Origin of the sequence: Sulfitobacter sp. SH22 (assembly GCF_965641905.1) — a bacterium.
GTDB lineage: Bacteria > Pseudomonadota > Alphaproteobacteria > Rhodobacterales > Rhodobacteraceae > Sulfitobacter.
Window position 1 is genome coordinate 320804 of sequence record NZ_OZ282573.1, and the last position, 14396, is coordinate 335199.

Genomic DNA, 14396 nt, shown 5'->3' on the forward strand with positions numbered 1-14396 from the left:
TTTGATGCATAGATAGGGTGCAACGATGCCCTTGGCAGTATCGCTGCTGCAGGTTAAGAGGGGCATTAATTCACGGTGGGACAGGCAAAACATGAGCGATACAGACAGCTTCATTGACGAGGTGAACGACGAGGTTCGCCGCGACCGTTTCTATTTTATGCTTAAACGCTATGGCTGGATTGCGATTTTGGCGGTTGTTTTGCTGGTGGGCGGTGCTGCTTGGAACGAATACCAAAAAGCCCAGGCCCGCGCCAAAGCCGAGGCGCTTGGCGATGCGATGTTTGCCGCCTTGTCTATCGAGGATGCACAGGCACGGGCTGCAGCGCTTGCGGCGATTGAACCGAATTCGGCGCAATCTGGTGCCTTGATCGGGTTTCTGACCGCCGCCCAACAAGCCGATGCCGGTGACAAAGCCGCAGCCATCGACACGTTGAATGCGGTTGCGGTGAACAATGACGTGCCTGCGATCTACCGCGAAATCGCCCAGTTCAAAGCGGTCACCCTGCAAGGGACCGACACGCCCGCCAGCGAACGCCGTCTCGCGCTCGAAGCCCTTGCACAGCCCGGCAACAGCCTGCGGCTTTTGGCAAGTGAACAATTGGCGCTGATCGAGATCGAGGAAAACAAACCTCAGGCCGCGATTGACCGCTATCAGGACATCTTATTGGACGCCGAAGTCACCACAGACTTGCAACAACGTGCCCTTCAGGTGATTGTAGCCTTGGGAGGCGAACCCGACATGGGGTCTGCGGCCCCTATGGCACAGCCTGATGTTTCTGATACAGCAGGTACGAACAGCAATTAACGTCAGCAATGGCGCAAAAATGATATGAGTTAAGAGCAAAGCGAGCAGGGCCATGACCAATCTCCACCGCATCTGTACAAGATCACCGCAAACCTGGCGGGTCTCGTTGGGCATGGGGGCTGTGATGGCGTCATTGCTTTTGTCCGCATGTTCCGAGCCCGAGGTGATTCTCCCCGGTGTGCGTGAAAATGTCCGCTCTGTTATCGAAAACAGCGACGGGTTCGAGGCTCCGGCCGATCTGCCCGTCCCCGAAAACACAAGCCGCGCGATTTCACTGCCCGCGATGACCAATAACGCAAGTTGGACGCAGGCCGCCGGCACACCTAGCACCCGCATCAACCACGCGGCACTGTCCACAGCGCCGCAACTGGCGTGGTCTGCCAATATCGGCAAAGGGGACAGCCGCAAGCAACGCATCACGGCGGCACCCGTGGTTGCGGGCGGCAAGATCTACACCATCGATTCAAGCGCTTTGGTCACGGCAACCTCTGCATCCGGCACGCCGCTGTGGTCGCGCGATCTGACACCCCCAAGCGACGGGCAGGGCGACGCCACAGGCGGCGGATTGGCCGTTGACGGTGATACGCTCTATGTCTCGCTCGGGTTCGGCACGGTAACCGCGCTGGATGCCGCAACAGGTGCCACACGCTGGGAACAAGATATCGAAGCCACAGGATCGGGCGCGCCGACTGTCTATGGTGATATGGTCTATTTCACCTCTGGCGATGACATGGGCTGGGCGTTGAACAAGAACAACGGCCGCGTGCAATGGCAAACCGGGTCCAGCACCGTGGTTGGCAACATCCTGACGACGCCAGCGCCTGCGATCAGCCCCGAAATTGCCGTCATGGCATTTGGCTCCGGCGAAGTCCAAGGCCTGTTTCGCAGCGGTGGTTTGAACCGCTGGAACGTATCGGTATTGGGCAAGCGCCCCGGCCGCGCCTTGTCGAATGTCTCTGATATCTCCAGCGGACCGGTCATTTCGGGCAATACCGTTTATGTGGGCAACATGTCTGGCCGTCTGGCTGCGGTCACGCTGTCGGGTGGTGAACGCCAATGGACCGCAAACGAAGGTGTGGTCGGGGCCGTCTGGCCCGCGGGTGACAGCGTGTTCGGCGTCACCGACCTGAACGAGCTTGTGCGCTTTGATGCCAGCACCGGCCAGCGCGTCTGGGGTGTGAAATTGCCGAATTTCGTCAAGGAAAAGCCGAAACGCCAATCCGAGATCGTCACCCACCACGGGCCGATCCTTGCGGGCGGGCGGATCATTCTTGCCTCCAATGACGGGGTGCTGCGCAGCTTTGATCCAACCAACGGGGCCTTGATCGGCACCGCTGAAATCCCCGGTGGTGCGACAACTGCACCGGTTGTTGCGGGGGGCACGCTTTATGTCGTGTCGTCAAAAGGGCAATTGCACGCTTTCCGTTGACCTTGAAATAGTCTAGAGGGCAGGCTTGACCTGACCTTCGGAGCCTATCAATGTCTTTCACCCTCGCCATCGTGGGCCGCCCCAATGTGGGAAAATCCACGCTGTTCAACCGTCTTGTCGGTAAAAAACTGGCGTTGGTCGATGACCAACCCGGTGTGACGCGCGACCTGCGCGAAGGTGCCGCACGTCTGGCGGATCTGCGATTCACCGTGATCGACACCGCCGGACTTGAAGAAGTTACCGATGACAGCCTTCAGGGCCGGATGCGCCGCCTGACGGAACGCGCGGTCGATATGGCGGATGTCTGCCTGTTCATGATCGACGCCCGCGTCGGCGTCACCCCGTCCGATCTGGTCTTTGCCGATATCCTGCGCAAGAAATCTGCCCATGTGATTCTGGCCGCCAACAAGGGCGAAGGCAAAGCCGCCGACGCCGGTGTGATCGAAGCCTACAGCCTTGGGCTGGGCGAACCGATCCGCATGTCGGCCGAACACGGCGAAGGGTTGAACGATCTTTATACCCATCTGATGCCAATCGCCGACAGCTTTGCCGAACGCGTTGACACCGACACCCCCGATACCGACGTCGACCTGACCGAGGAAGAGGCCGAACTGGGCGATGAAGATGCGCCCATGCCCGTGCCCACCAACACCAAGCCCTTGCAGGTTGCCGTGGTTGGCCGCCCGAATGCGGGCAAATCCACGCTGATCAACCAGATCATGGGCGAAGACCGCCTGCTGACCGGACCAGAGGCGGGGATCACCCGCGATGCGATCTCCCTTCGGACGGTCTGGGACGATGTACCAATGCGTATCTTTGATACGGCGGGCATGCGCAAAAAGGCCAAGATTCAGGAAAAGCTGGAAAAGCTGAGCGTCAGCGACGGCCTGCGCGCGGTGAAATTCGCCGAAGTCGTGGTTGTTCTGCTGGACGCCGAAATCCCTTTTGAACAGCAGGATTTGCGCATCGCCGATCTGGCCGAGCGTGAAGGCCGTGCTGTGGTTGTCGCCGTCAACAAATGGGACCTTGAGACCGACAAACAGGGCAAGTTAAAAGACCTGCGTGAAAGCTTTGAACGGCTGCTGCCGCAGCTTAAGGGCGCGCCTTTGGTGACGGTCTCGGCCAAAACCGGCCGTGGCCTTGACCGCCTGCACCAAGCGATCATGCGTGCCTATGACGTCTGGAACCGCCGGGTCACGACCGCGCAACTGAACCGCTGGCTTGCGGGCATGATGGAGGCGCATCCGCCCCCCGCGCCCCAAGGCAAACGCATTAAGCTGCGCTATATGACCCAAGCGAAAACCCGGCCACCGGGCTTTGTGGTGATGTGTAGCCACCCTGACAAGGTGCCCGAAAGCTATAGCCGTTATCTGGTCAATGGCTTGCGGGTCGATTTTGACATGCCCGGTACGCCGATCCGTATCTGGATGCGCGGCCAGTCTGACGCGAACCCCTATAAGGGGCGCAAAAAGGCCAAGCCGTCAAAACTGCGCAAACATACCGAAGGTCACCGCAAGGACCGCTAGGCGCGTCAGATTTTTTCAAAAAATCTGGGCCGGAATTTTTCTAAAATTCCGCGCGCCTCTCAGGCCGCACGCCATGATTTGAAGGTTGGCAGCAGCAGTGCGATAGAACCGCCTGCTGCCAGCGCTGCAACGCTGGGTGTCGTGGCATAGTTATGTAACACGATCGCAATCAGCGCCCAGATCACTGCAATCCCGTAGCTCGGCGCGCGCATCAGCGTCGATTGCACAGCGGCGGCAATCACGATGGCAAGGGTGACAAAGATCAGCCCTGCCGTTTCTGCACTGACCCAGCCATATCCCGCAGCCAACAGCCCCAATGACACGCAGGACGCCGCACTCAGCCAGCCTGCATAAAGCCCGACGGGCAGGGCGGCAAACCAGGGGTCATTCCGAGGTGCCTCGAACAGCGCCATCAACGCGCCAATCAGCATGGCCCAGATCAGGACCGATGCCCAGACCGGGCTGGCATTGGCGACAGCCAGCCAAAAGCACCCGATGAACAGCGAGACGGCAAGCGGCACGCGCATGTCATGCCAGACGAAATCCTCGCGTGCTTTCCACAGGCCCCAGCCCATGCCGATGATCAGCCACAGATAAATGACCCCCCAGATCGAAAACGCATAGCCCGCCGGCTGCACAGGTGGCGACACCTGCGGCACCGGGAACTGGTCGGGGTCAAAACCGGCAAAGCTGGTCACGAAAAATGGCGATGCGGCAAAGCCTATGGCCAGCAGAAAGGTAACAAGTGCAGTCAACGGGCGGGCCATCATGCGTCCTTTTTCGAAATGTCATTCAAGAAAGAACATAGCACAGCGCCCGTTGGTTCCCAGTGCTTATGACAAAGCGCCATCAACGCCCAAAACCGTCTTGCCGCCCAGATAGGGGGCCAGCACCTGCGGCAGTTTCACCGAACCGTCAGCTTGCTGCCCGTTTTCAAGCACCGCGATCAGGCAGCGCCCCACGGCCAGACCGGACCCGTTCAGCGTGTGCACGAACTGTGGCTTGCCGCCATCGGCGGGTTTGAAGCGGGCGTTCATGCGTCGCGCCTGAAACGCGCCTGTGGTCGATACCGAACTGATCTCGCGATAGGTGTTTTGCCCGGGCAACCACGCCTCGATGTCATAAGTGCGTTTCGCGCCAAAGCCCATGTCGCCGGTGCACAGCAGCACGGTGCGGTAAGGGACGTGCAAACGTTCCAGCAAATCCTCGGCACAGCGCAACATGCGTTTTTGTTCGTCGTCCGAGGTGTCGGGATGGGTGATCGACACCATCTCGACCTTTTCGAACTGGTGCTGGCGCAGCATACCGGATGTGTCGCGGCCCGCCGATCCTGCCTCGGAGCGGAAGCACAGGGTGTGGGCGGTCATGCGGCGGGGCAGGGCGGATTCTTCCAGCACATCGCCGGACACCGAATAGGTCAGCGTCACTTCGGAGGTCGGGATCAACCACCAGCCATTCGTGGTCTGATAGCTGTCATCGCCGAATTTCGGCAGCTTGTCGGTGCCATACATCGCCTCGTCGCGCACCAGAACGGGGGTCACATATTCGGTCAGCCCGTTGTCATCCACATGGGTGTCGACCATGAACTGCGCCAGCGCGCGGTGAATACGTGCCACAGCCCCCTTGAGCATCACAAACCGTGCGCCCGACGTCTTGGACGCCGTCTCAAAGTCCATCGAGGCGGCAACGCTGGCGATCTCGAAATGCTCTTTCGCGGTGAAATCAAGCGTGGGCACGTCGCCCCAGCGGTTCACCTCGACGTTGTCATTTTCGTCGGCCCCTTGGGGCACATCATCGGCGGGCAGGTTGGGGATGCGCGCCAGCTTGTCGGTCAGTTGCGCGTCCAGCTCCTTGGCCTTGGCCTGCATCTGCGCGACTTCGGCTTTCTTTTCGCTGACCAAGGCGCGGAGGCGTTCGAATTCGGCCTCGTCGCCCGATGCCTTGGCCGCACCCACCAGCTTGGAGGCCTTGTTCTGTTCAGCCTGCGCCGTTTCGGCCGCATTGATCATCCCGCGCCGCGCTTCGTCCAGCTCAAGGATTTCGCCCGTGACCGGCGCATCCCCGCGCCGCGCAAGGGCCGCGTCAAACGCTTCAGGATTTTCGCGGATGGCTTTGATGTCATGCATGGGTCTGTCCTTTGATCTTGAATCGCTTTCGGCGCTTTGAATGCGTTATGCCCGATTGTGGATCGCGGGGCCAGATGTGGTGTGGCGGGTTATGTGGGGTTGTCGGGGTCTTGTCCGATAGAGCGCTGGAAGGCGCGGTGTTGTTTGTTGAAGTCGGGATCACTCAGTTTCTCTTTGCTCCAGTCGACCGGCCAGCTTTCGTGATCGGGACCATGGCCGCCGGGAAGGATGACTGTGCCATCGCCAAACATGTTCAAAAGTTGATCAGGGTTTATCAAAGTGACCGAAAAATCTATTTCTCGTACCACTGCGCCTCTGAAAAAAGCATGAAATAGAATAGCTGATTCATCGAATTGCGCATATGCGAGAATGGCTCCTTGCAATCTGGCCGCCGTGAGATCCGCCCCCTGCAACTGCGTACCTATCAAGCGTGCCCCTAGCAGAGTTGTCCCTATCAGTTCCGCCCCCTGCAACTTTGCCTCATGCAGACGAGACCTCTGCAACTCAGCGCTACTAAGAATGGCTCCTTGCAACTTTGCCTCTATTAGATGGGCTCGCTGCAAATATGCCGCGCCTAACACTGCTCCCTGTAGCTTTGCACCATTGAGGATTACGTCGTCAAAGTGCGCGAACGACAGGTTTGCCCCCTGTAACTGGGCTTTGCTAAATAATCCGTCTGCGAAGTTTAATTCGTTAAGGTCAGCACCTTGTAAGCAAGTCGATCGCAGATCTAGCCGATATCCAATTTCGCTTTCCCCAATTCTTGCTGAACGTTCAATTTTGATCTGCCGGGGTTTGCGTCGACCAATGACTTCAAGGGCGACCTGAATATCGGTGCGGGGTTTTTGAAGAGACCTTGCCCAATCCCGCATTTCGGCCCCTTTTGGCATTTCTGCCTTTTCGGTTCCCTCGTAGTCCTCCACCTCCCAAACCTCGAACGGGTTTTTTGGCGTTTCGCGCAAAGGCGCATTTTCTCGTATATAGGCGCACAGAATTTCCATGATCTGGATATGATCGCGCAGGCTGTCTTGGGCGATGCGTTCCAGCGCATATATCGCGCCGATGCGCACTTCGAGATTTGGTTCGGTCGTTTCTTCACCCGCATCCTTTACCGTCTTTTCAGCGCCGAGCCCTTCGACAGCTTTCGAGATGCGGTCGGTGATCTGCCCCTGCTCTGCAACATCAACTTGCTTTTGCGCAACCACTGCCCGCCAAACCACAAATGGCGCACCAATCATGGCGACGATAATGCCTGTCAGGCCAAAGCTCGAACCTGCTCCCTGAGGGAGGCCACCAAACACAGCCGCCCCAAGCAGTTTGAACGCCGCAGCGATGGCGAGGGAAAATAGTCCGCAGACGATCAGCACGCCGATCCCAAACAGGAACGGTCCCAAGTAGCTGCGCTTGCGCCAGTCGAAGGGCTCGGCAAGGCCGAACCACGCTCTTATCGTTTGCTTTTCGTCGTCCAACGGCACACCCCCATATTCCCCACCACCATGCCGTGCAAAACCATCTGTCACAACCGCTCAAAACGTGTGCCGCCCTGCAAACCCTGCACAGAAGCCCGCCCTTGGCCCGTGGCGGTCTGAAATACACGTGAAGCCACCTTGCAAAGCCCCGCATCTGGACCTAGGTTCCGCCAAACTTCGACGGCAGGCCGGAACGGGCGTGCTCCCTCAATAAAAGGACCATCCCCATGCAAGGCATTCAGCAATTCGTGCCCCTCATTCTGATCTTCGCGATCATGTATTTCCTGCTTATCCGCCCTCAGCAGAAGAAGGTGAAAGAACATCAGGCGATGGTTGCGGGTCTGCGCCGTGGCGATCAGGTGGTCACCCAGGGCGGGTTGATCGGCAAGGTTGTCAAGGTCAAGGACGATGGCGAGCTTGAGGTCGAACTGGCCGAAAACGTCAAAGTACGCGTTGTGCAGTCGACCATCGCGACGGTTGTGTCCAAGACCGAACCTGCCAAATAAACTGCCCAACCGGCAGCGTTAAGAAGGGCTTAAGCCATGCTTCAGATTGATCTGTGGAAACGGGTGTTGATCATCCTCACCTGTGTGACAGGCCTGTATCTGGCGCTGCCGAACGCGTTCTACGGCCCCGTAGAACAGCATAATGACGCGCTCAAGGCGATGGATGTGGCCGGGTCCACCCCCGAGCTTGAGGCGCAGGCGGCCCTTTGGCCGGAATTCCTGCCCGAGCGGTTGGTGAACCTTGGTCTGGATCTGCGCGGCGGCGCGCATCTGCTGGCCGAGGTCAACGTGGCCGAGGTTTACGCCAACCGGATGGAAGCGGCATGGCCCGAGGTGCGCGATGTCTTGCGGTCGATCACGCCGGTCCGCCGCGTCGATGCGCCCGAAGGTGAATTGCGGGTCCGGATCAATGATCCCGAACTGCTGGCCCAAGCGCTGGAGGCGACACGCACGCTGGCGCGGCCTGTGCAATCCATCACAGGGGCCGGCCAGAATGATATCGTGGTTAACGGTGCCGATAACATCATCACCGTGACCCTGTCGGAGGCCGAAAAGCAGGCCACAGACGAACGGACCATGCAGCAATCGCTGGAAATCATCCGCCGCCGTATCGACGAGGTTGGCACGCGCGAACCCACGATCCAGCGTCAGGGGTCTGATCGCATCCTTATTCAGGTGCCGGGCATCGGGTCTGCTGCTGAATTGAAAGCGATCATCGGGACAACCGCGCAGCTGACCTTTAACCCTGTTGTGAACCGTGGCGCGGATGAAAATGCCAATCCCGGTCTGGGCAATTCGCTGCTGCCTGACGCCGAAGCCCCCGGTGTGTACTATATTCTTGAAACTGCCCCCGTTGTGACCGGCGAAGAACTGGTCGACGCGCAGCCCAGCTTTGACCAGAACGGCCGGCCCGCTGTCAGCTTCCGCTTTGACACCACCGGTGCGCGCAAGTTCGGGACCTATACAGCCGAAAACATCGGCGCGCCTTTTGCGATTGTTCTGGATAACGAGGTCATCAGCGCCCCCACCATTCAAAGCGCCATTCCCGGTGGCTCCGGCATCATCACCGGTAATTTCTCGGTCGAGGAATCAACCAATCTGGCCGTGCTGCTGCGGGCAGGGGCCTTGCCTGCGGGTCTGACCTTTGTCGAGGAACGCACAATCGGGCCGGAACTGGGACAAGACAGCATTGACGCGGGCAAGATCGCAACAAGCGTCGCGTTCATCGCGGTGCTGTTCTTTATGTGGGCGACCTATGGCCTGTTCGGGTTCTTTGCCAATATCGCCTTGTTGGTGAACGTCGCGATGATCTTTGGTCTGCTCAGCCTGATCGGGGCGACGCTGACCCTGCCGGGGATCGCGGGCATCGTGCTGACTGTCGGTATGGCGGTGGATGCGAACGTGCTGATCTTTGAACGTATCCGCGAGGAACTGAAAACCGCCAAGGGCCCCGCGCGTGCCATCAGTCTGGGATATGAGCGCGCGCTCAGCGCCATTCTGGATGCCAACATCACCACCTTTATCATCGCTGTGATCCTGTTCGTTCTGGGGTCGGGGCCGGTACGCGGCTTTGCCGTGACGCTGGGGATCGGCATTGTTACCTCGGTTTTCACCGCATATTTCGTCACCCGTCTGATGGTTGTGTTCTGGTTTGAACGCGCCCGTCCCAAGACGATCACGGTCTAGGAGACTGAAATGAAACGCATGCGTTTAATCCCCGACGAAACCAATATCGACTTTTTCAAACACGCCAAGCTGACCTTTGGGGCGTCTTGCGTGGCGGTGGTTCTGGCCCTTGCCGTGTGGTTCACGATGGGTCTGAACTATGGCATCGACTTCCGCGGTGGCACGACATTGCGCACCCAAAGCGAGACGGCTGTTGACGTGGCCGCCTACCGCGCCGCGATGGAGCCGTTGGGTCTGGGCGATGTGTCGATCTCAGAGGTGTTCGACCCGACAAGCGACAGCAGCAAACATGTGGCGATGGTCCGCATTCAGGCGCAAGACGGCGAAGAGGCCGCGACCCCTGAAATGATCGAAGCCGTTGAAGCCGCCCTGAAAACCGTTGCGCCAAAGATCGTTTTCACCTCGGTGGAATCGGTCGGGCCGAAAGTGTCGGGCGAACTTATCCAGACTGCCCTGCTTGCGGTTGGCGCATCGCTGGGGGCAATCCTGATCTACATCTGGTTGCGGTTCGAATGGCAGTTTTCCGTCGGCGCGGTTGCGGCCCTGTTTCACGATGTGATCCTGACCGTCGGCATTTTTTCGGCCCTGCAAATCCGGTTCGATTTGCCTGTGATCGCAGCAATCCTGACGATCATCGGCTATTCGATCAACGATACGGTGGTCATCTTTGACCGCCTGCGGGAAAACCTGCGCAAATACAAAAAACGCCCCCTGCGCGATGTGATGAACATCAGCGTCAACGAAACCCTAAGCCGGACCTTGATGACATCGGGCACCACCCTGCTGGCGCTGATTGCGTTGCTGGTTCTGGGTGGCGATGTGATCCGCGGTTTCGTCTTTGCGATCACATGGGGTGTCGTCGTGGGTACCTATTCGTCGGTTTATGTGGCGAAAAACGTGGTGCTGTTCCTGGGCGTGAAACGTGACTGGACCAAGAAAGACACCGGTTCGGGTCAATACGCCAACATAGATGCATGACGTCTTAGCGGCGGCCGGATCAACCTCGGGTCTGATCTGGCTGCTTTTGAGCGTTATCGCATCGGGGTTGGTACGCGGTTTTTCCGGCTTTGGCAGCGCCATGATTATCATGCCCGTCGCCGCATCGGTGCTAAGCCCCGTTCAGGCCATCATCTTCCTGTCCACAACCGAATTGCTTGGCCCGCTGCCAAATCTGCCGTCGGCCCTGCGCCAAGGGTCCAAACGCGATATCTGGCTCTTGCTGTCAGGTGTCTTGCTGGCCATGCCCGTGGGCTTGGTCGTTTTGTCCGCCATGTCACCCGATGTCTTTGGCTGGATCGTGTCGGGCGTCGTCATTGCACTGTTGATGCTGTTGATCACCGGCTGGCGCTATTCCGGCACGTTGGGTAAACCGCTGATTGTCGGGACCGGCGCTTTGGGTGGTTTCATGACAGGGTTTGCAGGTGTCGCGGGCCCGCCCGTGATCATGCTTTATATGGCCAGCAAATTGCCAATCGCAGCGATCCGAGCGAATTTCCTGCTGTATCTTGTCGGCGTTGATTGCCTGCTGTTCATCATGCTTTTGCTCAGCGGGCAGTTGGTGTGGCCCGTTGTTGTGCTGGGCCTTTTGATGGGCATCCCCAACGTTTTGGCCAATATGATCGGGGCGCGACTATTTAACCCGCAATCCGAGACGCTTTTCCGCGTGGTGGCCTATATTGTCATCGGGCTTTCCGCTATTATCGGATTGCCGTTGTGGAAAGGATAAGGTCATGCGCCTGAACGAGGTTGTGTTTAACGATGCCAAACCTGTCGAAGGGTATGGCCCCGGATTTTTCCGCATTGGCGGCACCGTGATCCACGGGCCGGTGATTACCGGCGCGTCGGGCACCCGGACATGGGGCGGGTTTGACGACGCCGACGCGCTGCTGGCACTGGCAGGCACGGTTGATATCTTGTTTCTGGGCATGGGGGCCGAGATCGCCCATATCCCCGCTGACCTGCGCCGCCAGATGGATGACGCGGGTCTGGGCCTTGAAGTGATGTCATCGCCCGCCGCATCGCGCACCTATAACGTCTTGCTGAGCGAAGGCCGGCGCGTGGCGTTGGCGATGATCCCGATCTGATATGACATTATGCATCCACGATCTGGCCGTCGCCCGTGGCGGCGTCCCTGTGCTGAGCGGGGTCAGCTTTGAGATTGCTCCCGGTGCGGCGCTGATCTTGCGCGGCCCGAATGGCGCGGGCAAGACCACGCTGCTGCGCACCATCGCGGGGCTGCAACCGGCGCTGTCGGGGCAGATCGACGGGGCGGATGAAACCATCGCCTATGCGGGCCATGCGGATGGCCTCAAGGCGATGCTCAGCGTGACCGAAAACCTGACCTTCTGGGCGCAGGTCTTTGGCAACAGCGATATCGAACCGGCGCTGGCTGCCTATCAGCTGGACCCGTTGCGCGACCGGCTGGCGGGCACCCTGTCGGCGGGGCAAAAACGGCGGCTGGGGTTGGCGCGGTTGATGGTCACGGGGCGGCCCGTGTGGGTGCTGGACGAACCCACCGTGTCGCTGGACGCGGACGCAGTTGCGATGTTCGCCTCCGCCGTCACGGCGCATCTGCGGGCAGGGGGCATGGCGCTGATCGCCACCCATATCGACCTTGGCCTGAATGCCGCCACCTATGATGTGGCCCCGTACCGCGCCAAAGCGGACCAGCGCAGCGGTGCCAGCGACGAGGCGTTTTTATGATTGCGCTGCTGCACCGCGACCTGATGCTGGCATTTCGCGCCGGCGGCGGCTTTGGCCTCGGGCTCGCGTTCTTTTTGATTGTCACAGTGCTGGTGCCGTTCAGCGTCGGCCCGCAATCCGAACTGCTGTCCACCATCGCGCCGGGGGTGTTGTGGCTGGGGGCGCTGCTGGCCTGCCTGCTGTCGCTTGACCGGCTGCTGGCCCTTGATTTCGAGGACGGTACATTGGATCTGCTGGCCACCGCGCCCCTGCCGCTGGAGGCCGCGCTGAGCATCAAGGCGCTGTCGCACTGGTTGACCACCGGGCTGCCATTGGTGCTGGCCGCGCCGGTGCTGGGGCTGATGCTGAACCTTGCCCCTGACGGGTATCTTTGGTTGATCGCGTCGCTCGCACTTGGCACGCCGGCACTGTCGGTGATCGGTGCCTTCGGGGCGGCCCTGACGGTGGGGATCAAACGCGGCGGGCTGTTGATGTCGCTGCTGGTGCTGCCGCTTTATGTGCCGACGTTGATCTTTGGGGCCGAAGCCGCACGTCGCGGGGCGATGGGGCTGGATGGCACCACGCCGCTGATCCTGCTGGCGGGCATCACGCTGGGCACGATTGCGCTGATGCCTTTCGCCTCGGCTGCGGTGTTGCGGATGACGTTGCGATGAGCGGGCCAACGCCTGAGGCGTTTTGCCCATTGAGTGCATCCTAGGGGAAGGGTAAATACCGAACATGTCATTGTGGGAATATGCCAATCCGGTAAAGTTTTTGGGCCTGTCAGCCCGTGTGCAACCCTATCTCTGGGCGGCAGCCGCGATCTGTGTGGTTGTGGGGCTGGTGTGGGGGTTCTTTGCCACGCCGGATGATTTCCGCCAGGGATCAACGGTCAAGATTATCTACCTGCACGTCCCTGCTGCGCTGATGGCAATCAATGCGTGGTTCATGATGCTGGTTGCCTCGCTGATCTGGCTGATCCGCCGCCACCACGTCAGCGCCCTGGCCGCCAAAGCGGCGGCACCGGTCGGTATTACCATGACGGTTATTGCGCTGGTGACCGGTGCGATCTGGGGCCAGCCGATGTGGGGCACATGGTGGGCATGGGACCCGCGCCTGACGTCATTCCTGATCCTGTTCCTGTTCTACCTTGGCTATATCGCCCTGTGGGAAGCCGTCGATGACCCGGACACTGCCGCCGATCTGACCTCTGTGCTGTGTCTTGTGGGGTCGGTGTTTGCGGTACTGTCACGCTATGCGGTCAAGTTCTGGAACCAGGGGCTGCATCAGGGCACATCCGTGCCCGTGGCAACGGGGGGACGAACGGTGTCTGACGTGTTCTTTTATCCGCTGGTGATCAGCATGGTAGGCTTTGGCCTGCTGTTTCTGGCGTTGGTTTTGTACCGCACCGGCACAGAAATCCGCCTGCGCCGCGCCCGCGCATTGCTCGCCCGCAGCAAGAAAGAAGCATGATGCCTGATCTTGGAAAATACGCCGCCGAGGTGCTTGCCGCTTACGGTCTGTCCCTGGTGCTGATGGCGGGGCTGATCCTGTTGTCCTTGCGCAAAGGCCGCCGCGCAAGGGCGGAACTGGCCCGGATCGAGGCGCAAAAAGATGCCTAAGATATCACCATTGATGCTTGCCCCGCCGCTGATCTTTGCCGCATTCGTGGCCCTCGCGGCCTTTGGCATGTTCAGACCCGACCCCGAAGGGTTGCCGTCAACTCTGGTCGGCCAAACGGCCCCGGCGCTGCCTGAACAGGAACTCAGCGGTTTTGCGCCCCCCGCAGCCGACGCCCTTGCAAGCGGCAAGGTGACGCTGGTGAACTTCTGGGCCAGCTGGTGCCCGCCCTGCCGCGCAGAGCATCCGACCCTGTTGAAAATGCAGGCCGACGGGATCGCGATCATCGGGGTGAATTTCAAGGACACAGCTGGGGCGGCAACCAGCTATCTGACTGATGACGGTAACCCGTTTCAAGGCGTAGCCTTTGACCCGCAAGGGCGCACGGCCATTGACTGGGGTGTAACCGCGCCGCCGGAAACCTTTATCATCGACGGGGATGGCACCGTATTGTTCCGCTTTGCCGGCCCCTTGGTCGGAAGCGACTATGAACAGCGTTTCCTGCCCGCGTTACGGGATGCTTTGGCAGAGTAGTCTGTTATTCCAA

16 protein-coding genes are annotated in these 14396 nt (G+C 59.7%); 13 read left to right on the forward strand and 3 right to left on the reverse strand.

Annotated features, from left to right (window positions below; translation table 11 throughout):
- The first annotated feature begins 91 nt into the window (after positions 1-91).
- The 3 genes from ACSQ13_RS03620 to der are packed head-to-tail and all read left to right on the forward strand — an operon-like array spanning position 92 to position 3760.
- Positions 92-805 carry a hypothetical protein gene (locus tag ACSQ13_RS03620; protein WP_176248387.1) on the forward strand — a complete coding sequence of 238 codons (714 nt, stop codon included), beginning with the start codon at positions 92-94 and terminating at the stop codon, positions 803-805.
- A 52-nt stretch (positions 806-857) separates the two neighbouring features.
- Entirely contained in the window at positions 858-2234 is a 1377-nt protein-coding gene (locus tag ACSQ13_RS03625) for a PQQ-like beta-propeller repeat protein (RefSeq protein WP_255200069.1), read from the forward strand.
- A 50-nt stretch (positions 2235-2284) separates the two neighbouring features.
- Positions 2285-3760, forward strand: a complete 1476-nt coding sequence (gene der / locus ACSQ13_RS03630; protein WP_176248386.1) for a ribosome biogenesis GTPase Der — start codon at positions 2285-2287, stop codon at positions 3758-3760.
- 59 nt (positions 3761-3819) lie between these two features.
- On the opposite strand, the gene ACSQ13_RS03635 is transcribed toward der, so the two are convergent.
- From ACSQ13_RS03635 to ACSQ13_RS03645, 3 genes are all read right to left on the reverse strand, one after another.
- On the reverse strand, positions 3820-4527 hold the full coding sequence (locus ACSQ13_RS03635) for a tryptophan-rich sensory protein (RefSeq protein ID WP_176248385.1): 708 nt from the start codon (positions 4525-4527) through the stop codon (positions 3820-3822).
- A gap of 66 nt (positions 4528-4593) precedes the next feature.
- Positions 4594-5886 carry a serine--tRNA ligase gene (gene serS, locus ACSQ13_RS03640; RefSeq protein WP_295512546.1) on the reverse strand — a complete coding sequence of 431 codons (1293 nt, stop codon included), beginning with the start codon at positions 5884-5886 and terminating at the stop codon, positions 4594-4596.
- Between the two features lie 89 nt (positions 5887-5975).
- Positions 5976-7355, reverse strand: coding sequence for a pentapeptide repeat-containing protein (locus tag ACSQ13_RS03645; protein WP_295512547.1), 1380 nt, complete (start codon positions 7353-7355; stop codon positions 5976-5978).
- 227 nt (positions 7356-7582) lie between these two features.
- Here ACSQ13_RS03645 and yajC point away from each other — a divergent pair, with 227 nt between their 5' ends.
- The 10 genes from yajC (at position 7583) to ACSQ13_RS03695 (ending at position 14383) form a co-directional block, all read left to right on the forward strand.
- Positions 7583-7861 (forward strand): preprotein translocase subunit YajC, encoded by a 279-nt coding sequence (gene yajC / locus ACSQ13_RS03650; protein ID WP_176248383.1) that lies wholly within the window; start codon positions 7583-7585, stop codon positions 7859-7861.
- Between the two features lie 36 nt (positions 7862-7897).
- Positions 7898-9547 (forward strand): protein translocase subunit SecD, encoded by a 1650-nt coding sequence (gene secD, locus ACSQ13_RS03655; RefSeq protein WP_176248382.1) that lies wholly within the window; start codon positions 7898-7900, stop codon positions 9545-9547.
- Positions 9548-9556: 9 nt separating this feature from the next.
- A complete protein-coding gene (gene secF / locus ACSQ13_RS03660) occupies positions 9557-10525 on the forward strand; it encodes a protein translocase subunit SecF (RefSeq protein WP_176248381.1) in 969 nt (322 codons plus the stop codon).
- Positions 10518-11273, forward strand: coding sequence for a sulfite exporter TauE/SafE family protein (locus ACSQ13_RS03665; protein ID WP_176248380.1), 756 nt, complete (start codon positions 10518-10520; stop codon positions 11271-11273). The genes secF and ACSQ13_RS03665 overlap by 8 nt, the downstream gene beginning before the upstream one ends.
- Before the next feature lie 4 nt (positions 11274-11277).
- Positions 11278-11631: an Mth938-like domain-containing protein gene (locus ACSQ13_RS03670; protein ID WP_176248379.1), complete on the forward strand. Its 354-nt coding sequence runs from the start codon at positions 11278-11280 to the stop codon at positions 11629-11631.
- A gap of 1 nt (position 11632) precedes the next feature.
- On the forward strand, positions 11633-12250 hold the full coding sequence (gene ccmA, locus ACSQ13_RS03675; RefSeq protein WP_295512548.1) for a heme ABC exporter ATP-binding protein CcmA: 618 nt from the start codon (positions 11633-11635) through the stop codon (positions 12248-12250).
- The gene (gene ccmB / locus ACSQ13_RS03680; protein WP_176248377.1) at positions 12247-12903 is read left to right on the forward strand and encodes a heme exporter protein CcmB; all 657 of its coding nucleotides are present in this window, start codon (positions 12247-12249) and stop codon (positions 12901-12903) included. Before ccmA ends, ccmB begins: the two co-directional genes overlap by 4 nt.
- A 64-nt stretch (positions 12904-12967) precedes the next feature.
- A complete protein-coding gene (locus tag ACSQ13_RS03685; RefSeq protein ID WP_176248376.1) occupies positions 12968-13702 on the forward strand; it encodes a heme ABC transporter permease in 735 nt (244 codons plus the stop codon).
- Positions 13699-13851: a heme exporter protein CcmD gene (gene ccmD, locus ACSQ13_RS03690; RefSeq protein ID WP_176248375.1), complete on the forward strand. Its 153-nt coding sequence runs from the start codon at positions 13699-13701 to the stop codon at positions 13849-13851. Before ACSQ13_RS03685 ends, ccmD begins: the two co-directional genes overlap by 4 nt.
- Positions 13844-14383, forward strand: coding sequence for a DsbE family thiol:disulfide interchange protein (locus tag ACSQ13_RS03695; RefSeq protein ID WP_176248374.1), 540 nt, complete (start codon positions 13844-13846; stop codon positions 14381-14383). The genes ccmD and ACSQ13_RS03695 overlap by 8 nt, the downstream gene beginning before the upstream one ends.
- The last annotated feature ends 13 nt before the right edge of the window (positions 14384-14396 follow it).

Excerpts from the sequence above, each read along its gene's own strand:
- ACSQ13_RS03620 (WP_176248387.1), top strand. The coding sequence starts at position 92 with ATGAGCGATACAGACAGCTTCATTGACGAGGTGAACGACGAGGTTCGC.
- ACSQ13_RS03625 (WP_255200069.1), top strand. The coding sequence starts at position 858 with ATGACCAATCTCCACCGCATCTGTACAAGATCACCGCAAACCTGGCGG.
- der (WP_176248386.1), top strand. The coding sequence starts at position 2,285 with ATGTCTTTCACCCTCGCCATCGTGGGCCGCCCCAATGTGGGAAAATCC.
- ACSQ13_RS03635 (WP_176248385.1), bottom strand. The coding sequence starts at position 4,527 with ATGGCCCGCCCGTTGACTGCACTTGTTACCTTTCTGCTGGCCATAGGC.
- serS (WP_295512546.1), bottom strand. The coding sequence starts at position 5,886 with ATGCATGACATCAAAGCCATCCGCGAAAATCCTGAAGCGTTTGACGCG.
- yajC (WP_176248383.1), top strand. The coding sequence starts at position 7,583 with ATGCAAGGCATTCAGCAATTCGTGCCCCTCATTCTGATCTTCGCGATC.
- secD (WP_176248382.1), top strand. The coding sequence starts at position 7,898 with ATGCTTCAGATTGATCTGTGGAAACGGGTGTTGATCATCCTCACCTGT.
- secF (WP_176248381.1), top strand. The coding sequence starts at position 9,557 with ATGAAACGCATGCGTTTAATCCCCGACGAAACCAATATCGACTTTTTC.
- ACSQ13_RS03665 (WP_176248380.1), top strand. The coding sequence starts at position 10,518 with ATGCATGACGTCTTAGCGGCGGCCGGATCAACCTCGGGTCTGATCTGG.
- ACSQ13_RS03670 (WP_176248379.1), top strand. The coding sequence starts at position 11,278 with ATGCGCCTGAACGAGGTTGTGTTTAACGATGCCAAACCTGTCGAAGGG.
- ccmA (WP_295512548.1), top strand. The coding sequence starts at position 11,633 with ATGACATTATGCATCCACGATCTGGCCGTCGCCCGTGGCGGCGTCCCT.
- ccmB (WP_176248377.1), top strand. The coding sequence starts at position 12,247 with ATGATTGCGCTGCTGCACCGCGACCTGATGCTGGCATTTCGCGCCGGC.
- ACSQ13_RS03685 (WP_176248376.1), top strand. The coding sequence starts at position 12,968 with ATGTCATTGTGGGAATATGCCAATCCGGTAAAGTTTTTGGGCCTGTCA.
- ccmD (WP_176248375.1), top strand. The coding sequence starts at position 13,699 with ATGATGCCTGATCTTGGAAAATACGCCGCCGAGGTGCTTGCCGCTTAC.
- ACSQ13_RS03695 (WP_176248374.1), top strand. The coding sequence starts at position 13,844 with ATGCCTAAGATATCACCATTGATGCTTGCCCCGCCGCTGATCTTTGCC.